The 19,357-nt window shown below is 61.7% G+C and carries 16 protein-coding genes; 7 read left to right on the forward strand and 9 right to left on the reverse strand.

The genetic code is table 11. The features are described 5' to 3' along the window. Positions 1–7 precede the first annotated feature (7 nt). Together ABIE52_RS24270 and ABIE52_RS24275 are read left to right on the forward strand one after the other, a co-directional pair. Positions 8–718 (forward strand): FadR/GntR family transcriptional regulator, encoded by a 711-nt coding sequence (locus tag ABIE52_RS24270; RefSeq protein WP_151098396.1) that lies wholly within the window; start codon positions 8–10, stop codon positions 716–718. Positions 719–768: 50 nt separating this feature from the next. Beyond that, positions 769–1,476 (forward strand): ankyrin repeat domain-containing protein, encoded by a 708-nt coding sequence (locus tag ABIE52_RS24275; protein ID WP_241064871.1) that lies wholly within the window; start codon positions 769–771, stop codon positions 1,474–1,476. Here ABIE52_RS24275 and ABIE52_RS24280 read toward each other — a convergent pair. Further along, complete coding sequence (locus ABIE52_RS24280) at positions 1,461–2,477, reverse strand: helix-turn-helix domain-containing protein (RefSeq protein ID WP_241064870.1); 1,017 nt, start codon at positions 2,475–2,477, stop codon at positions 1,461–1,463. The two genes, ABIE52_RS24275 and ABIE52_RS24280, sit on opposite strands and share 16 nt — an antisense overlap. Before the next feature lie 99 nt (positions 2,478–2,576). On the opposite strand from ABIE52_RS24280, the gene ABIE52_RS24285 reads away from it, so the two are divergent. Continuing rightward, positions 2,577–3,383 carry an alpha/beta fold hydrolase gene (locus ABIE52_RS24285; RefSeq protein ID WP_007730412.1) on the forward strand — a complete coding sequence of 269 codons (807 nt, stop codon included), beginning with the start codon at positions 2,577–2,579 and terminating at the stop codon, positions 3,381–3,383. Between the two features lie 30 nt (positions 3,384–3,413). On the opposite strand, the gene ABIE52_RS24290 is transcribed toward ABIE52_RS24285, so the two are convergent. The 4 genes from ABIE52_RS24290 to ABIE52_RS24305 form a co-directional block, all read right to left on the reverse strand. Next, the gene (locus ABIE52_RS24290; RefSeq protein ID WP_030536146.1) at positions 3,414–4,604 is read right to left on the reverse strand and encodes a lipid-transfer protein; all 1,191 of its coding nucleotides are present in this window, start codon (positions 4,602–4,604) and stop codon (positions 3,414–3,416) included. Beyond that, positions 4,601–5,077: a Zn-ribbon domain-containing OB-fold protein gene (locus tag ABIE52_RS24295; protein WP_019745839.1), complete on the reverse strand. Its 477-nt coding sequence runs from the start codon at positions 5,075–5,077 to the stop codon at positions 4,601–4,603. Before ABIE52_RS24295 ends, ABIE52_RS24290 begins: the two co-directional genes overlap by 4 nt. 212 nt (positions 5,078–5,289) lie before the next feature. Next, on the reverse strand, positions 5,290–7,017 hold the full coding sequence (locus tag ABIE52_RS24300) for an FAD-dependent oxidoreductase (RefSeq protein WP_151098394.1): 1,728 nt from the start codon (positions 7,015–7,017) through the stop codon (positions 5,290–5,292). 33 nt (positions 7,018–7,050) lie between these two features. Next, positions 7,051–8,058: an AurF N-oxygenase family protein gene (locus ABIE52_RS24305; protein ID WP_003943163.1), complete on the reverse strand. Its 1,008-nt coding sequence runs from the start codon at positions 8,056–8,058 to the stop codon at positions 7,051–7,053. A 277-nt stretch (positions 8,059–8,335) separates the two neighbouring features. On the opposite strand from ABIE52_RS24305, the gene ABIE52_RS24310 reads away from it, so the two are divergent. Further along, positions 8,336–9,178 (forward strand): SDR family oxidoreductase, encoded by an 843-nt coding sequence (locus ABIE52_RS24310; RefSeq protein WP_073512519.1) that lies wholly within the window; start codon positions 8,336–8,338, stop codon positions 9,176–9,178. 111 nt (positions 9,179–9,289) lie between these two features. Here ABIE52_RS24310 and ABIE52_RS24315 read toward each other — a convergent pair whose 3' ends face one another. From ABIE52_RS24315 to lanKC, 3 genes are all read right to left on the reverse strand, one after another. After that, positions 9,290–10,528: an HNH endonuclease signature motif containing protein gene (locus ABIE52_RS24315; RefSeq protein WP_192712744.1), complete on the reverse strand. Its 1,239-nt coding sequence runs from the start codon at positions 10,526–10,528 to the stop codon at positions 9,290–9,292. Positions 10,529–10,587: 59 nt separating this feature from the next. Continuing rightward, on the reverse strand, positions 10,588–11,577 hold the full coding sequence (locus ABIE52_RS24320) for an ABC-2 membrane transporter-related protein (protein ID WP_192712745.1): 990 nt from the start codon (positions 11,575–11,577) through the stop codon (positions 10,588–10,590). A 427-nt stretch (positions 11,578–12,004) separates the two neighbouring features. Then, positions 12,005–14,587, reverse strand: a complete 2,583-nt coding sequence (lanKC, locus tag ABIE52_RS24325) for a class III lanthionine synthetase LanKC (protein WP_192712746.1) — start codon at positions 14,585–14,587, stop codon at positions 12,005–12,007. 368 nt (positions 14,588–14,955) lie between these two features. On the opposite strand from lanKC, the gene ABIE52_RS24330 reads away from it, so the two are divergent. The 3 genes from ABIE52_RS24330 to ABIE52_RS24340 are packed head-to-tail and all read left to right on the forward strand — an operon-like array spanning position 14,956 to position 17,579. Further along, positions 14,956–16,149, forward strand: coding sequence for a thiolase family protein (locus ABIE52_RS24330; protein WP_030536138.1), 1,194 nt, complete (start codon positions 14,956–14,958; stop codon positions 16,147–16,149). A 28-nt stretch (positions 16,150–16,177) separates the two neighbouring features. Then, on the forward strand, positions 16,178–16,939 hold the full coding sequence (locus ABIE52_RS24335) for a 3-hydroxyacyl-CoA dehydrogenase (protein WP_003942978.1): 762 nt from the start codon (positions 16,178–16,180) through the stop codon (positions 16,937–16,939). A 13-nt stretch (positions 16,940–16,952) separates the two neighbouring features. Beyond that, the gene (locus ABIE52_RS24340) at positions 16,953–17,579 is read left to right on the forward strand and encodes a TetR/AcrR family transcriptional regulator (RefSeq protein WP_051720833.1); all 627 of its coding nucleotides are present in this window, start codon (positions 16,953–16,955) and stop codon (positions 17,577–17,579) included. Between the two features lie 86 nt (positions 17,580–17,665). Here ABIE52_RS24340 and ABIE52_RS24345 read toward each other — a convergent pair whose 3' ends face one another. Continuing rightward, entirely contained in the window at positions 17,666–19,288 is a 1,623-nt protein-coding gene (locus tag ABIE52_RS24345; protein WP_003943212.1) for a long-chain fatty acid--CoA ligase, read from the reverse strand. Between the last annotated feature and the right edge of the window lie 69 nt (positions 19,289–19,357).

A 19,357-nucleotide genomic window follows, 5' to 3' on the forward strand; every position in this document is an offset into this window, starting at 1 on the left:
TGACGGCATGAACCTGTCAGACAGCTGGGCCACCAGGCGACCCGTCGCCTCGCGGGTGAGTGCTGCCGAGGCGGTTCTCGCCGACCTCCGTGCCGCAATAACCTCCGGCGAACTGGCAGTCGGAGAGCGTCTCCCGTCCGAGGCGTCCCTGGCCGAAAGACACGGGGTCAGTCGATCGGTCATCCGTGAAGCCCTGCGCTCGTGCCATGCCCTCGGGCTCACCGAGACGAAATCCGGGCTCGGCACCTTCGTCGTCAGCGATTCGATAGCGCGAGACCTCGACTTCGGCAGCTACGCGGCCAACGAGTTGGTCGAAGCGCGGCCGCATGTTGAAATTCCGGCCGCAGGGTGGGCTGCCCAACGGCACACAGCGGAGGAACTGGCAGCCCTCCGCGGACTGGTCCAGCAGATGCGTGACGAGGATGATCCGCTCGTATGGGTCGCACTCGATGCGCAGTTCCACGGACTGATCGCGAAAGCCAGTAGGAATCGGGTCTTCGAGTCGGTAATCGTCGATATTCGTGAAGCGTTGACAAGGCAGTCCGAGACACTCAATCTTGTTGCCGGTCGCCAGGAAAGGTCGAACGAGGAACACGAACGAATAGTCGAAGGAATCGCATCCGGCAGTTACGACCACGCCTCCAGGGCGATGGCCGAACATCTGGACGCCGTCAGGATGACGCTTGAAACTCTTGTCCAAGAAAGTAATCCGCTGTGACGGCGCTTCCGGGTAGGTCTGTCCTCGTCTGCGTTATCCTCGCGGTATCAGTGACCGGGGCGTTGGCCGGCTGCAGTTCGTCCGACACCCCGGTGACGTCGACGATCGCCGCGTCAGCGACGACAACGGCAGCTGTATCGATTACGGGCGTAAAGCCGCCATCGACGCCGGAATCCGAACGGGCACTCTTCGATGCTGTGGACCGCAATGATCCCGCAGCTGTTACCGCGGCCCTGGCTTCGGGCGCAAACATCGAAGCGCGCGGCGAGGGCGAACGGACTCCACTCGTCGAGGCCACCAAGAACGACGCCGTCGCTGCGGCTTCTACGTTGATTCTTGCCGGCGCTGACGTGAACGCGAAGGATTCCATGCAGGATTCGGCCTTCCTGTATTCCGGAGCCGAGGGTTTGAACGAGATTCTGGCGCTCACGCTCGCCCACGGCGCGGACGTCGACAGCGTGAACCGTTACGGCGGTACGGCGCTGATTCCGGCGAGTGAACACGCGCATGTCGAGAGCGTCCGGATGCTGATCGCTGCCGGGGTTCCGGTCAATCACGTCAACGATCCCGGGTGGACGGCGCTACTCGAAGCCGTTGTGTACGGCGATGGTTCGGTACGCTATATCGACGTGATCACTCAGCTTCTCGACGCGGGGGCAGATCCCTCGATCCGGGATGCATCGGGGAAGACCGCGTTGGACAATGCCGAAAGTCGTGGTCAGTCAGACGTTGTGGCGCTGCTTCAATCGCGGAGCTGACGCCAACGAGTCGGGCTCAGCCCGTAGGCCTGTCGAAAGCGTCGGCTGAAGTGTCCGGCGTCGACAAACCCCGCCCGGTGCGCAACGGTCGCGATCGGCAGATCGACGGTAGCGGGTCGAGCCAGTTCGTCCCGAGCCTTCTGCAGGCGCTGGGTGATGATCCACTGTTCGATCCGAAAGCCGTTGTCCGAGCAGATCTTGTACAGCTGTCGCAGTGAGATGTTGTGGGCGTGAGCAATTCGTGCGGGGTTCAGTGTCGGATCGTGAAGGTGTTCACGGATGTATCGACGGATCGAAGTCATGGCAAGGGACGATCTCGGAGCGGATGCGTCAGGATTCGCATGTGCGATCGAAGCGACCAAAGCACGTGCGAGTTCGATCGAGGCCTCGCCCAATTGTTCGGCGGCAGGATCGGTCTCCAACAGAGCGGCGCTGCGGAACAATTCACGAACGTGCGCGATCATCACGGGGTACAGATTGCTGTGATGAGGCCGGGTAGCTGCGTCCCGCACGGTGTCGATCGGCAGTCCCAGCCGATCCATCGGAACGTAGAGGCACTGGGAAGCGCCCGTTCCCGGCCAGGAGAAATCGTAGGTCGACGTCAGGTCCGTCATCAACAGCTCACCGGCGGGCACTCTGCGTTGTTCGTCGTGCTGATCTAGATGGCCGATCCCGATCTCCTGCAGGGCAATCGCAAGGACGGGCATCGACGCGGACCGGACGTGACGTGGTGTTCGGGTCAACCGCATACCGGTCGACTCGGAGCGGAACAGTGATGCTGCACCGAGGTTCCACACGTTCATTCTCGCGCTCACCCGTTCCTGGTTCTCCAAGTGGATTGCACACGGGACCGAGGCACGACCCATCGCGTCGACAAAGGCGTCCGCGCGTTGGTCAGGCTCCAACACGGAAGTATCCAGGAGCAAAGCCATGCAGCCCTGATACCCCGCGATGCGGACGCTCAACCAGAAGTTGTGCAGTGTGAGCTCAAAAGTCTGCACGGACAGTCACGTCCGTCGCAGCAGGTATTTCTAGGATCGAAACGGGCGTGTCCCGGCCTACCGCAGTTTCTCGCTTTTCGACGAGAGTGAAGGAAACGCATGAAGATCTCACGTGTATTCACCGCAGTTCTGGCGTTACTCATGACAGTCGCGGCTGGAGTGATCTTCGGCTCCGGCGCTGCGGTGGCGAGCCCCAAGCCAACCGTCGTTCTCGTCCACGGCGCTTTTGCCGACGCGACCAGTTGGGACGGCGTTGCCGCCGACCTACGCTCGCGTGGCTATCGCGTCGTGGCGCCGGACAATCCTCTACGCGGGCCCGCTTACGACGCGTCCGTGATCGAGAAGACGGTTGCGGACATCGACGGACCTGTCGTGCTCGTCGGTCACTCGTACGGCGGCGCGGTGATCACCAATGTTCACGACCCGAAGGTGCAGTCGTTGGTGTACATCGCGGCGTTTGCTCCGGTTCAGGGTGAGCCGGTGCAGATCACGATCGATCCCATCAGGTTTCCTGGCAGCCAATTGCTTCCTCCGGCTCTGGGATTGAAGATCGTAGACGATCCTCACGCGATCGGCGGGAAGAACGTCGACGGCTACGTCACGGACGAGTATTTCCATTCCGTCTTCGCTCAGGATGTTTCCGACGAGACAGCGGCAACGATGTTGGCGCATCAGAAGTCTGCGGCTTTGTGGGCGAACCTCGAGCTCGGCGGGCCACCGTCGTGGGCGAACACACCGAGCTGGTATCTGGTTGCCGGTGAGGATCGCGTGATCCCCGCATCGGCGCAGCGGTTCATGGCAAACCGGATGGGCGCGAACACCAGCGAACTCCCGACCTCCCATGCCTCGCTGGTCTCACAGCCAGGGGCAGTGGCAGACGTGATCGTGGCGGCCGCTCACGGGTGAGTGTGCGACCGCCACGAAAGTAGAACAGGGTCAGGCGGAAACGATTACCGAGGAGCCGTGTCCGAACAGACCTTGGTTGGCGGTGATACCGATGCGGGCGCCTTCGACCTGACGGCCTTCGGCCTGTCCACGAAGCTGCCAAGTGAGCTCGCACACCTGCGCAAGTGCCTGTGCGGGAACGGCTTCGCCGAAGCACGCGAGACCGCCGGACGGATTGACCGGGATGCGGCCTCCGATACTGGTGTCACCCGCACGCAGGAGGTGCTCGGCCTCGCCCCGCTTGCAGAGGGCAAGGTCTTCGATCCAGTCCAGTTCCACGGAGGTAGCGAGGTCGTAGACTTCGGCGACGTCGACGTCCTCGGGAGAGATCCCGGCTTCTTCGTATGCGGCGTAGCCGATGGATTCCTTGAACGTGCGCTCCGGAGCGGGAACGGCGGAGCTGGAATCGGTGGAGAAGTTCGGCATGTCCATGATCGTCTGGGGGAACGTCGGCGTGACCGTCGAAATAGCCTTGATGCGAACAGGTTCCGCGATGCCCATCTTGCGGGCGTATTCCATCGACGTCAGCAAGATTGCGGCGCCGCCGTCGGACGTCGCGCAGATGTCGAGCAGGTGAAGGGGATTGGACACCACGGGGGAGGCCAACACGTTCTCGACGGTGACTTCCTTGCGGTAGCGCGCATTCGGATTGCTCAGCCCGTGCCTGGCGTTCTTGACCTTCACGTTGGCGAAATCCTCCGCGGTGGCGCCGTAGAGGTCGATGCGACGACGCGCGTTGAGCGCGAAGTACGCCGGGTTGGTCATACCCATGAGGCGGAAGCGCAGCCAGTCCGGGTCGTCCCAACGCTCACCGGCGACGGGAGCGAGGAAGCCCTTCGGCGTGGTGTCGGCGCCGACGACCAGGGCAACTTCGCTGAGGCCGGCCAGGATTCGTGCGCGAGCGGTGTCGAGTGCCTGGGCTCCCGTCGCACACGCGGCGTACGACGTGGCGACGCGAGCGCCGTTCCAGCCGAGTGCCTGCGCGAAGGTGGCTCCGGCGACGTATCCGCCGTACCCGTTGCGGACGGTCTCGCCGCCGACGATGAAGTCGACATCCTGCCAATTCACACCCGAATCGGCGAGCGCGGCGCGAGCGGCCGCAACGCCGTATTTCACGAACGACTGCCCCCACTTGCCCCAGGGGTGCATACCGACACCGAGTACTGCGACGTCCTTGCTCATGACTGCGACTCCTGATCAGCTGCGGCGACAGGCTTCCATCGCCACGTCGTACGTACTCCGGTTTCGTCGGTGTACAGCGGCTCGACAACCAATTCGACGGTATTGCCGACCTTGAGATCGTCGACGCCGAATCCGTCGGCCACCTGGCCGAGGATGACGATCCCCTCGGGCAGCTCGACTGCTGCGAGAGCAAAAGGCTCGTACGGATCCGAGCGCGGGATGTACGGCGGCGGGGGCTGGTACTGCGCGTCGGTGTACGACCAGACAGTGCCGCGGCGGGAGAGTTCCACGTCGTCGAACTCCTCGCTGAAGCAGCTCGGGTTCTTGCAGAACGTCGCCTCACGAGGGAAGGAAATGGTGCCGCAGGATTGGCACTTCGTGCCGATCAGAGCAGGTTCGTCGCCGGTGGTGAACCAACCCTCTACTGCAGGCGTCACACTCCCGTTCGGCGCCGGCGTTGCAGTCTCGCTCATGCAATCCTCATCTGGTTGGCGAGCCTGATCCGGGGGATCGTGGGCCCGCTGTGCCGCTTACTGGAACAGGTTGCAGTATTACACGATTTCGGCCGCTGACGGGCAAAAATTTTCGCTGAGTGGGACGCTGCCGGAACGCAGACGGCCCCGCCGGGCAGACGAGTCTGCAGGCGGGGCCGTGTGCGTGAAAGTAGCTGTTTACCTGTAGCGGATCAGCGAGCGCGAACGGGTCGACCGAATCGACGCGCCGGTTTCACCCGGGACGCAGCGTCGAGGATGGAGGTGATCTCGACCTGATCCAGAACCTTTTCGCGGACACGGTCGTGCGCAGCGCCGCGTTCCAGTTCCGCCTTGTCGATGGCATGCCAGCCCTCGCGGTCGACGACGTCGGACTGTCGCGCCCGGACCAGACGATCGACTGCGGAGTCGTCGGCGACCGGGTTGGTCAGGCGTCCGTCGTTGAAGTCGTCGACGAGCATCCTGATCGTTTCCTGCGCGCAGGACTTGTTGGTGCCGATGAACCCACTCGGTCCGCGCTTGATCCAACCGGTCGCGTAGACCCCGGTGGCGGGATCACCGTTCGGAGCTTCGAGGACTCGGCCGTTCTCGTTCGGAATGACCGACGCACGCTCGTCGAACGGGACGCCGGGGATGGGCACTCCGCGGTAGCCGATCGAGGTGAGGACCAAGCCGGTATCGATGGTCTCGGTATCGCCGGTTGCTTCGATCTGCACGGTTCCGTTTGCGTCGACAAGAGCGTTGCGCGCGAACTCGATTCCGCTGACCTGATCGTCGCCGGTGATCGAGGTCGGCGTGAGCAGGTAGCGCAACGTGATGCGCTTGTTGCCGACGTCGACGTGATCGCGGTTCTTCAGGGCTTCGAGGAGACGCAACTTCTGCTCGACGGCATGCGGGAGTTCGCCGCGTTTTGCCAGTTCTTCGGTGGCCGAGTCGAGAACCATGTCGTCGGGTCCGACAGAGAGTTCGATGTCCGGCAGTGCCATCAGGCCGGTGAACTCGGGGACCGTGAACGCGGACTGCGCGATTCCGCGTCGACCCACGATGACAACTTCTTCGACGCGACTCTTCCGCAGAGCGGCGAGTGCGTGAGCGGAGATGTCGGTACCGGCCAACTTCTCGGGATCGGCCGTCAGAATGCGAGCGACGTCGAGCGCGACATTTCCGTTTCCGATGATGACCGCGCGGCGATGTGAGAGGTCGAAGACGTCGTCGGCGTGATCGGGGTGGCCGTTGTACCAGGCTACGAAGTCGGTGGCCGAGGCCGTGCCAGGCAGATCAGCGCCCGGAATGCCGAGACCACGGTCGGACGAAGCGCCGACTGCGTAGAGCACCGCATGGTGATTTTCGAGCAGTTCGCTGTGCGAGATGTGCTTGCCGATCTCGACGTTGAGGTAGAACTCGAAACCCTTTTGTGCGGCGATCTTGTCGAACAAGCGAGTGACCTGCTTGGTCTTCTGATGGTCCGGAGCAACGCCGGCGCGAACCAAGCCGTAAGGCACAGGAAGGCGATCGAAGACGTTGACCTGCACGTCAGGCTGAGTCAGCAACTCGTCCGCGGCGTACATCGCCGACGGTCCGGAACCGACGATCGCAACGCGCAACGGCGGTCGGCCCTTGTCGACGTGGGCTGCCGGGATGACCTTGGCGAGAAGCGGCCTGGGCCGCTCTTCCTTGTAGAAGTCCGAATTGATGGACAGGAAGACTCGCTGCGGGTCGGTCAGCTTCGACTCGGGGACGATGGCGTCGACCGGGCAGGCCGAGACGCATGCGCCACAGTCGACGCAGGCCTGCGGATCGATGTGCAGCATCTCGGCGGTGAGGAAGTCCGGCTCGTCCGGCGTCGGATGGATGCAGTTGACCGGGCAGGCGTAGACGCACGAGGCGTCGCTGCAACAGGACTGCGTGACTACGTGTGGCATGGCGCTATGAGTCCGATCTCGACTGTCCGGGAGCTACGCGGCGGCGTTGTGCGAGCTGCGGTGAGGTTCGCTACGGAAGCGTGATGCGCGGCCGTCCATCTTGCAGGCCTTCCACACCAGGCGCGAGGCACGGTTCATCAGACCGGTGTCGGTGGCCAGCATGCGGACGTCACCGAAGTAGTTGCGCAGGGTCTGGCGCGACTCGGGCAGATCCCAGAACAGGTCCTTCTTCACGGACTTCGGGATGTCGAACTGCTTCCAGAAGGACTTCGGCGGGATGACGATGGCGTCACAGAGAATGCGCATGACGATCGGGAACAGCAGCGAGAGGACAAACCGGTTCGGGCGTGACATCAGCGGGATGCGACGGCTCAGAAGCTTGTGCGCGAACGAGATATGACGCGCTTCCTCGGCTACGTGGATGGCCATGACCGACTGCATGATCGGGTGGATCTGGCCGCCGGCGCGCAGGATGCTCTTCTGAATGTGGTCGATCGGCTCTTCACCGGCGAGGACACCGACGAAGAACAGTTCGGGGAACGGACCCGCAGCGAGGGGGATGAAGGGTGCAAGCATCTTCATCGGACGGCTCATCCCGGGAGCGTCGGCACCGATGCGGTTGACCATCTCCTGGAACATCATCGTGTGGTTGCACTCTTCGACCGACTCGTGCGTGCAGTAGCGCGCCTCGGCCGAATCGTTGGGCAGTGAGAAGACGTACTGCATCATGCCGCGGATCAGGATGTTCTCGAATTGGAGACCGACCTTCGCGACATTGGCCTGGCGCCACATGCCGATTTCGATCTGCCTGGCCTCGGACTGCGACTGGTACCACGGGTGTGCGCCCAGCGGGTCAGTCTCGGCCGGGAGGATCCAGCGGCGATCGTTCGGGACGACGGCAAACTCGGGGGAGTCCCAGTCGATGTCGAGGTACGGGTCGAAGTGCTTGTGCACCGAGCCCTCGGACAGGAGTCGAAGCGTCTCGTTGTACGAGTCGTCGGATGCTTCTCCGCGCTTGTCGAGCGGCGATGTGAGCGTCATGGCGTCTCCTCTTCGTTTCGGTCACCGCTGGTATTTCTCGCGGTGTTCGGTGGAATCGAGGGCCGGTTGTGTGATCGCTGGCACTCGGTCTGGATTTAATGTAACCCGAGGTATCAGGAAAAGCTAGTGGCAGATACTCCTGAATCCCGACGAATTCTTGACACGGCCGAAACGGCGCCATAACTTACTTTTGAGTAATTTCCGCGGTGCGTCCGAAGTGGGCTGTTCAGGGACGGGTTCGCACCGAATCGCACGCGAAGATCGAACCGAGGCCGACGTGATCAGATCGATTCTCAGCAATCTTGCATTGAGTCCGCCGACGCGTCTGCGCTCCCTTGTTCCGTCACGCGGCGTCACGCTTTCCGACAAGACCATCGTCCTGACGGGAGCCTCGTCGGGGATCGGTGAGGCGACAGCTCATCTATTGGCTCGTCGGGGAGCCGAGATGATCCTGGTCGCGCGCGGTGAGGAAAACCTCGAACACGTACGGGACGAGATTCACCGCAGGGGAGGATGGGCACACATCGTGCCTGCGGACCTCTCCCGCGGTGAAGCCGTTGACGAACTCGCGGAGACGATCGCGGATCGATTCGGGTCGGTCGACATCCTCGTCAACAATGCGGGTCGCTCGATCCGGCGCACCGCGTTGGATTCGGTCGACCGATTCCACGACTACGAGCGCACCATGGCGCTGAACTACTTCGGGCCGACAAGACTGACGTTGCGGCTACTGCCCGCAATGCTCGAGGCGAAGTCCGGACACATCATCAACGTCGGAACCTGGGGAGTCACTGCGGGCGTGATGCCGAGGTTCAGTGCCTATCACGCGTCGAAGTCTGCTCTCAGTGCCTTCGGCCGAAGCCTCGGCGCGGAATGTCACGGCACCGGTGTCGATGTCACCACAGTGCAATTCCCACTCATACGAACACCGATGATCGCGCCGACGGCGGATTACGTGAGCCAGCCGGCGCTGACGGCCGATCAAGCTGCATCGTGGATCTTGAGGGCGATCAATACGCGTCCCGTCGAGCTGTATCCGCGGTACGCGGGGCTGTTACGAGCGATTGACGTTGTATCCCCTTCTGCCACTGACGCTCTCGTGCGAAGGGCCGGGATCTGAGGGGCTGGGATTTGAGGGGTTGGGATCTGAGGGGTTGGGATCTGACCAGAAACGTGCACCAGCACCGGGGCATGGTTCGTCCCCGGTGCTGATGTATTCGATTGTCGCGATTCACGCCGCTGTGGGTGGGCTGTTCCCGCCGATCGGCTGTTGATACGGATCGATCGACATCGGTGGATAGAACACCGTCTTTCGATCCGGTCCGATCTCCACCCGCCATTCCGTGTGGTGCAGCGTCCGATGGTGATGACCGCACAACAGAACCAGGTTGTCGAGATCTGTTGGGCCACCATCGTTCCAGTGAACAATATGATGGGCATCGCACCACCCCGACGGAGTCCCGCACCCCGGAAACGCGCACCCGCCATCCCGGACGGCCAGTGCTCGCCTTTGCGGAACCGTCGCTGTTCTCGCTTCCTTGCCGCAGTCGAGCGGAACACCGTTCTCATCCAACAAAATTCGCGTCACGGTGCAGTCGCACGCCAACATCCGCGCGGTATCGATACTGATGGGGCCCACCCAATCCGTCCACGCAAATCCCAGTTCCTGAGTCGACGGCAAGAGGTCTTTCAACGCTTGCAGGTCCGTCATGTCTTTCGCGGACGCAGTCACCGTGATGTGCGGTTTCACCCCGCCCTCGATCGGACCCAACCCCGCCCGCTCGTACCGACGCAACAATTCGCAGAACCCATCCGCCCGCCGTAATGCCGGCGTACGGGTGTCCTTCACGCCGTCCTTCTCCGGTATCGGCGCAGACAGACTCGACAACAACGTGATCAACCGGGCCCCGTTGATCGCATCCAGATCACCCTTCACAGTGACCCGCCCGTACAAGCCTTTCGAGGCGTAGAACTCGTTACGTTCGGAATCCTCGCCGACCGGGACGCCGTCCTCGCGCTTGCCGTACTGCTTCTCGATCCGCCGAATCGCCGCCCGCACCGCATCGCAATCCGCAATGTTCTTCGACGCCAACGACAACAAAATCCCGCGAGCCTTGTCCACATCCGCCAGGGTCATGTTCTTCGGCGGATGCTGACAAAACGACGCCACCTGCCGCGCCTTCAACGCATCAACGTCACCGCGATGAAACGCATCCGCGACAACAGGTTCGAGCATCAACAACCGCGCCAACCCGACCAGCAGACTGCACTCACCGATCTCCAAATTCGTCGACCCGTGCAACCACTGCGCGATCGCCCGAAAACCCTTCCCGCCGAGAACGTCCCGGGAAAACATCTCCACGATCAACAACACTATCCGCGACTGCAACTCGTGCCGGGCGCGCACCAGATCGAGAACCTCGCTCTTGAGGCCCTCGCCATCCAGTTGCCACGCTTCCCGACTGTCCATGCTCAAAGTCTAATCGAACAAAGTTTCGAACACAAGATGATGTGGATCGAAAATTGCTGCTATCGAATCGATTTCGACATTTCCGACATTCGGTTGTAGGTGGGTCGCCGACGTCGTCCACGTGCGCCGACGAGTGCGAGCGCCACCATCGACCCGGAGCACAACAGCATCACGGCAGTCTCGATGAACTGAAATTGCCAGTACCGGCTCTGTGGGTGATAGATCACGGCATAGTGATCGATTCCCTGTTCTCGAAGGCAGTTGTCGACCGCGAGGTCTTGCTGCATGCGATCGGAATTGTCTGAGCCCCAGCACATTGTGTAATCGGCGTCGATCATGTTGCCATCCGTATCGGCGAAGCCGGCACCGATGGCCCACCTCGAGTCGAGATTTTCATACGGCGACGGTGCATATTCCGCTGCACGTGCCAGTCCGTCGATGGGTTGCACTTCAGGGTCGGGGGCCAAGTAATGCTCGCGCATCGTCGCGCTCAGTGCGACGGGCACGATCAAGAACGCGAGAAGAGTCATGACCATCGCGAAGACGGTGTTGCGGATGAGCAATGCGGCTGCGCTGCCGGTAGTCATCGCTAAAAAGGTGTAGGCGCCGACGACGATTCCCGTCGTCTGAAAATTGGGGAATTCCATCAAGGAAAACGAGGTGGCATCATTTGTTGCCGCCTGTCCCCGGCCAAGCGTATGGGTCCAGCCGAGCACCATGCCCAGGACTGCCATCGCAAGGGTGATGGGAACGAAGACCACCAGGACCCGCAAGAAATACCATCGAACAAGGCTGGTGGACTCGAGAAAATCGAGGTCTTCGGGACCCTGCTCGAAGTCTCGGGCGAATGTGGTGACGCCGACCAGCATTCCTGAGGCGAACGGTAGTAGGAGTACGAGAAGCGTCGTCAAGGTGAGAGCGGTGTCGGCACGGCAACCGCCACCTCCGTCGTACCAGCGTGAGCAGATGTCGCCGAAGTCCCAACTCTCGCCCGAACGCTGAACGAACCAGCCCGAAAGTGCGGCTGTCAGGATCAGTAGGAATATCACCGCCGATGACCATACGATCTGCCCTCGGCATTGCCGCCAGGTCGCGCACATCATCGGCGAATGCAGCTCGGTGAAGTGTGTATGCGTCTCATGATGAAACAATACTGTCCGTTTGACGATTCGCACTGATTGCGAAAGCCGATACCCCGGATTTGATCCGAGGTATCGGCCTGAGGTCAGAGGCAGAAGAAACTGAGCGAACTGATTGCCGCGTTCTGCTCGAGTTGGCCGGCATCTCCGACGTTGCCGGCGGCGACTGACAGATCTTGAAGGGAGAGAATAGCGTCCATTGTCATTTCCTTTGTTGATCGGCATGTTTACCGATGGATTTGATCGATCGAATTGTCTTGCGGTGCTGATTCCATTTCAGGTTTTTGGCCTGATGCTTCTGTGCTCCAATCTTCCGGGGTGATAACTTTCCGAACAACTAGGAGATGTGGCAGTTCGACACGCACATCAGTGGAAACGACTGTCGGACAGTTGCCGATCCGGCATGACGGAGCAATGCCAGTATTCCCGCGGATCCGGTTGCCCAGTCTGTCGAGAGTCTCAGGTTCTGTTCACCTGGAAAGTGCAGGCCTCCTGCGTGATTGAGGCTGTGCAAGCCCAGAAGCTGAAACTGCTGTGCAAGCGTCTGTTCACAATCGGCGCCGGCGTATGGAGTCTTGGAGAGTTCGCTGAGGAACAGAATCAGCCCGGCTCGCCCGTTGAGTAGTCCGGCTTGGGCAGTGAATTCGACTGTGGCGGCGCGGGATATCGCACGCACCGCAGCTGCGTAACGCGGTTCGTCGACATGGCGCAGAAGTTGTAGAAGTACCAGGCCCACACCGACAGACCCGGATCCGAGATACGGCATCGTCCGGCGCTCCTCTCTCAGCTGCATCGACCCGTCAGGGCACATCGACATCACAGACAGATCGATGTCGACGAGCTGGCGTGCGTGTTCCAGCGATCGAGGATCACCACTCAGTTCGTAGTGGCGAGTCCAGAACAGTGCTTGTCCGCTCGGTCCCCGCATCAGCCCACCTCGGCCGGCCACTGCCCAAGGTGTTCCGCCGGCGTCGCGGACATGCAAGCGAGCAGCTGAAATTCGTTCGCGCAGAGTCTCGGTCACGACAGCGAGAGTGGGTGACACAGTCGGTCGTGAAACCGATTCCTCGAGTAGGAGGCAACCGATTCCGGAAAGGCCGCTGAAAAGGCTGGAGTCGATGTCGTCGAGTGGGGCTCGACGCAAAGTCTCGACCCACCTGTCGGCTGTCGAATGTCGCCCGTGATGCCGAAAGGTGTGCACCGCACCCGCGAGCCCGTCGAAGAAACCGAACTGTGGTTGCGTATCCGAATCAACCTGATGTTCAGTCCATTCCAGGACTGACTCCAAGGTGTCGGTGGGAAGATCATCGGCGAGCAGGTTTCCGCACGAGCCGTGCGCAATGCCGTAGCCGTTCACCTCGAACTGGGCGATGTCGCCGGGAAAGAGTCGATCAGGGCGGGAGAGATCAAGCGAGGCGAGGATGCCGCAGCGCAATAGAGCGGCCGCCCGTTGCAGGTTTTCCCCGTGCGACGTGTCCCAACGATGCGGGCGATTCTCCGGTTCCGGCGCCTGTACGTCGAGCATCGAATAGAGCGAGGCACCGAAGGCACGAGGAAGATCGAAGCGAGACACCGCATAGTCGATGAGTTCGGGAATCTTGTTGCAATCGAGAGGGAACAATGTAGTAAGTGGGACAAAGAGTCCCAGCTCGATGCATCCCAACGAGTATCGATCCGCCGCGATTCCTGTCAACTGTCGAGGTGCTGTGTATCCGGGGGCTCCGGTGGACCGGGGCGGATGCTCGTCGATGTTGTGGGCCATCTCGAAGTCGATGATCCGAATACCGGACGGTGAGCACATGACGTTGCCAGGGTGAAGATCGGCATGAACGATTCCGGCGTTGTGGAAGCTCTCGACTGCGGTAGTCAACTGTTGTGCAATGTCGAGTGCCCAGGTTCTGTATTCCGTTCGGGAACTGAGTGTCTGGTCGGCGCGTATCAGTGGGTGGCGGAGCGCAACTTCCTGATTCAGTGGAGTGCCGGCAGCGCGCTCGGTGACAAGGAAGTGGTGTCCCTCGCGCTCGAACAAGCTGATGGCAGAAGGTGTGTACGGGTTGTCGGCAAGGTGAGTCAACTTGTCGTACTCGTTACGGATGCGGTCGATTGCGTACCGGCCGTTTGCGTCCGGGGCGGTAAAGGGACGGCCTTCTTTGATGACCAGATCGATGCCGGCGTCGTCGAATGCGGAATAGATCCCCCCGCTGTTGCTGAAGTGCAGGGCTTCATTGATCGAATAGGGGAATTCGTCATGTGATTTCAGCTTGTCTTGCTGCGCGCGAACGAAGTCCGGGATTTGTACCCAGTCCGGAGTTCTGAAGGAAGTGCCGCGCACATCGGGTTCGAGCGATCCGTCAGGACGCCGAATTGCCGGGACGCGATCGCCGAATGAATCGTAGGTCTGCATGGGCAGATACGCGCCGTACCGTAAGTAGAGCGGTCCCCGGTTCCATCGCACATCGCTGAGGATGTACGGCCCGTCGGCACCGGTGACAAGCTTGTCCAGTTCGGTGATGACACGTTGTGTGGCAACACCATCCGCCGGATAGATCGTGATGAATTTTCCGCTGGAAGTTCGATTGGCCTGCTTGCTGTTGGACAACATGAGGTCTGCTGCCGTCCGAAGAAATTTGAACGGCACATGATTGTGACCGCAATACACGGAAACGGTATCGAGCAGCTCCTGCGCGTTGGCTCGGGTAGCGGAGCAGTGAATCTTCCATCCTTGTTCTGGCAGCAGACCGTCGGGCGGTTGGAAGTAGTTCCACGGTCCACTTTGGGGACCGCGCCGCCAGAGCGACCAATCCACCGACTTCGCGGGGATAAAGTGCTGGTCAGTTGATGTATCTGGTTGGGTGACCGTTCTGATTCGGTCGTAGAAATGCGAGTCGGCACGCGTGAAGGCAACGTATCGCAGGTCCACGCCAAACCTCCCAGTCGGTCCCCCTGCGGTTGTCATCGATTGGTGCCACGCCCCGAATCCCCTGTGGCTTGGATTGCTTGTGGCGGAAGGTTATCCGATTCCGGACATTTCGGGCGAAGATTGAAAACCTATCATTCGAAAGTACTAATGAATGGCGTGGGCCAGGCGAGGTCACTGATCGCCCAGCTTTTAGTCGGCCGCATTTGTTTCGAGTTCGGAGGCCCCCTCTTGACGAGAGGATCAAGTCGGTGGTAGTTCTTTAGCGAGCGCTAAGTCAGGGTGCTCCCTCGATCTCGGTCCGGTACCCGGCGCCACGAAACTCGGGTGCCGGACCGCCCCAGCAATGCACGTCCTCGAAGGGAACGAAGATGACCAAGGCAGTGATCGTCGATGTAGTCCGGATCGCGTCCGGCAAGGGAAAGCCGGGCGGAGCACTGTCCGGGACGCACCCTGTCGAACTGATGGCCCACGTTCTGCGTTCCATCACCTCGCGAAACGGCCTCGACCCCGCCCTGGTGGACGACGTGATCGGCGGTTGCGTCGGCCAGGCCGGTGAGCAGGCGCTCAACATCACCCGCAGCGCGGTCCTGTCGGCAGGGTTCCCCGAGTCGGTACCCGCCACCACGATTGATCGCCAGTGCGGATCAAGTCAGCAAGCTGCGCACTTTGCGGCGCAGGGCGTGATCGCCGGGGCCTACGACATCGTGATCGCGGCAGGCGTCGAATCCATGAGTCGTGTCCCGATGGGTACCACGACGATGGGGAAGGACGCTTCCGGTCCGGGCGTCGCGGCTCGCTACCCCGAAGGCCTGGTCAACCAGGGAATCTCTGCAGAATTGATCGCCGCCAAGTGGAAGCTTGACCGCGACGCTCTCGACGCATTCTCCGCGCAGTCCCACCAGCGGGCAGCAGAGGCAGCGGCGAAGGGGCTCTTCGACAAGGAGATTCTGCCGATCTCGGTGACCAACGCCGCCGGTGAGACCGTCTCGCATATCGTCGACGAGACGGTTCGCGCGTCTACTACCGCCGAGGGACTCGCCGGTTTGAAGCCGTCGTTCTACTCGGAGAAGTACGCGCAGCGCTTCCCCGAGGCGCAGTGGTCGATCACTCCCGGTAACTCGTCGCCGCTCACCGACGGCGCGTCCGCAGCACTGATCATGAGCGAAGAAATGGCGTCGAAGCTGGGGCTGACTCCGCGAGCTCGTTTCCATTCCTTCTCCGTTGCGGGCGATGACCCGATCTTCATGCTCACCGCACCCATCCCAGCCACCCACAAGGTGCTCGCTCGCGCGGGTCTGAGCATCGACGACATCGACACCTACGAGGTCAACGAAGCCTTCGCTCCCGTTCCACTCGCCTGGGCTCACGAGTTCGGCGCCGACCCGGCAAAGCTCAACCCGTGGGGCGGCGCGATTGCCCTCGGACACGCCCTGGGGTCCTCGGGTACTCGACTGCTGACCACGATGGTCAACCACCTCGAGGCCACCGGCGGACGCTACGGATTGCAGACCATGTGCGAGGGCGCCGGCATGGCCAACGCCACAATCATCGAACGCATCTGAAACACATAACCTTTCGAAAGGAACTCTCATGATCGTCAACGACAGCGTCGCCGTCGTCACCGGTGGAGCATCCGGCCTCGGCCTGGCTACGACCAAAGCCCTTCTTGCCGACGGTGCCAGCGTCGTCATTATCGACCTTCCGTCGTCCAACGGTGAAGCCATCGCCAAGGAACTTGGCGACCGGGTCCGCTTCGCGGCGGCAGACGTCACCGACGAGGCTGCGGTCACCGCGGCACTCGACGTGGCCGAGTCCCTCGGACCCCTGCGCGTGGCAGTCAACTGCGCCGGAATCGGCAACGCAGTCAAGACGGTCAGCAAGAAGGGCGCTTTCCCGCTCGACGCGTTCAAGAAGGTCATCGACGTCAATCTGATCGGCACCTTCAACGTCCTTCGTCTTGCTGCGGAACGTATTTCGAAGACCGAGCCGATCGACGGTGAACGCGGTGTCATCATCAACACCGCTTCGGTCGCAGCGTATGACGGCCAGATCGGGCAGGCTGCGTACTCCGCGTCGAAGGGCGGCGTCGTCGGTATGACGCTTCCCATCGCCCGTGACCTCGCGTCGCTGCTGATCCGCGTCAACACCATTGCACCAGGCTTGTTCAAGACCCCGTTGCTGGCCGGACTGCCCGAAGCAGCCCAGGCGTCGTTGGGTCAGCAGGTGCCTCACCCCTCTCGCCTGGGTGATCCCAGCGAGTACGGCGCGCTTGCTGCGCACATCGTTTCCAACCCCATGCTCAATGGTGAGACGATCCGCCTCGACGGTGCAATCCGTATGGCACCGCGGTAATTTCGGCTATCACATGACTGGCGAGGTGGAGTCGGTGAGCTCGGTGGCAGTGGACTGGAGGTCCTTCCCGCCGCTGGTGATGACCGACATCCTGACGGCTTCGCTCGAGCTGTTCGACGAGAACGGTTACCACGGCACGACGGTGCGCCAGATTGCCAATCGTGTCGGGGTAACCGTTCCCGCGCTCTACTATCACCACGCGAACAAAGAGGCAGTCCTCGTCGCTCTGTTCGAGATCTCGATGAGTGAGCTGAATACCAGAACCGAAGCGGCAGAGGTGGAGGCCGGCGAAAATCCGGTACGACGCTTCGCCTTGGTGGTGGAGGCGATTGTTCTCTATATGACCCACCGGTCGCGGCATGCTGCGTTGGACACCGAGATCCGGCATGTCTCACCGGAAAGTCGAAGTCGGTACGCCGCCAGTCGTAAGCGGCTCGAGTTGCTGATGCGCAGGATCGTCGACGACGGTGTGGCATCGGGAGATTTCGCGGTCACCGATACCGAAGAGACCGTCCGGGCAATACTCGGTATGGCGCAGTCACTGCCGCGTTGGTTCCAGACCGGCGGTCCGATGTCACCGTCGCAATTGGCGGAGAAGTACGTCGACATCGCTTTTCACACGGTCGGCTATCGGCCGTAAAGTGCATCGCTCGTGAACGAAGGTGGGCAACAGGTCGAAAACCTGTTGCCCACCTTCAGTATTCATACTTCGGCATTCACTCGGTGTCAGAGTCGCGTAACTTCGAGTCCGCCCTCGTGGTAGTCGGCGCGAAGGCGTTTCTTGTCGAACTTGCCGACGCTCGTCTTCGGGACTTCCTGGACCACGGCCCAGTTCTCGGGCAGCTGCCACTTGGCAACCTTGTCCGAAAGGTACTGTTGCAGTTCGGACATGGTGGTTTCGGAACCAGCGCGAAGAACAACCGCAACCAACGGGCGCTCGTCCCACTTCTCGTCCGGCACGCCGATGACGGCAGCTTCGGTGACGTCAGGGTGACCCATGACGGCGTTCTCGAGGTCGACCGAGGAGATCCATTCGCCGCCGGACTTGATGATGTCCTTGGAGCGGTCGGACAGGCTCAGGAAGCCGTCGGCCGTGATGGATCCGACGTCACCGGTCTTGAGCCAGCCGTCGTTGAACTTGTCTTCCGCATCGACGCCGTAGTACGACCCGGTGATCCAGGGGCCGCGCACTTCGAGCTCGCCGACGGAAACGCCGTCGTGTGCAACAACTTTGCCGTCATCGTCGATGAGACGTGCCTCGACGGATGCCGGGAAGCGGCCCTGAGAGTAGCGGTACTTCCACATCGCGTCGCCGGTGACACCGGCCGGCGGGCGGGCGACGGATCCGAGTGGGGAGGTTTCGGTCATGCCCCAGGCGTGCAGGACGGAGACGTTGTGGTCGGCTTCGAATGCGTGCATGAGGGCCGGCGGTACCGCGGACCCACCGATCAGAACCTCGCGCATCGAGGAGATGTCCTGCGGGTTCTGCTCGAGGTAGAGGTGCAGGCCCTGCCAGATGGTGGGGACGGCTGCGGCGAACGTCGGCTTCTCGCTGGCGATGATCGCAGCCAACGGGGCAGGCTGGAGGAAGCGGTCGGGCATGATCAGCGAAGCACCGATCATGAATGCGGCGTAGGGAAGTCCCCACGACATGGCGTGGAACTGAGGCACCACGGCGAGTGCACGATCGCCCTGCGCGAGGTTGGGGCCGTCGCTCATGCAGACCTGCATGGAGTGCAGGTAGATCGAACGGTGGGAGTAGACGACGCCCTTGGGGTCACCCGTGGTGCCGGACGTGTAACACATTGCGGCAGCGCTCAGTTCGTCGACCTCGGGCCAGTCGAACTCGGTGGGCTGATCGGCGATCAAGCCCTCGTAGGTGTGAACCTGCACTCCCTCGGGAGCTTCGAGTCCTGCAGTGGAGGAGCCGGTGACGACGATGTGTTTGACGGTGGTCAGCGACGGAAGCTGCGGAGAGAGAAGCGGAATCAGGGACGGGTCGACGATGATCACGCGGTCCTCGGCGTGATTGGCGACATGGATCAACTGCTCGGGGAACAGACGAATGTTCAGGGTGTGGAGCACAGCGCCCATCGAGGGGATCGCCAGGTACGCCTCGAGGTGCTCGGAGTTGTTCCACATGAACGTGGCGACTCGCTCGTCGCCCTCGACGCCGAGCCCGCGCAGGGCGTGCGCGAGCTGAGCACAGCGCTTGCCGACGTCAGCGTAGGACACACGGCGCGGGCCGGACTCGGTCCACGTGACAACCTCGGAGGCGCCGTGAACGGAGGCACCGTGGCGGAGAAGTTGAGCAATGGAGAGGGGGGCGTCTTGCATGGTGCTCAGCATGGGCTGCTCCTGTGTGGTGTGTGAGACCGGTGCTTTCGCCCACGGGTCGTCACAAACGATGTGCTGTGG

The sequence above is a fragment of the Rhodococcus sp. OAS809 genome (assembly GCF_040546695.1).
GTDB lineage: Bacteria > Actinomycetota > Actinomycetes > Mycobacteriales > Mycobacteriaceae > Rhodococcus_F > Rhodococcus_F qingshengii.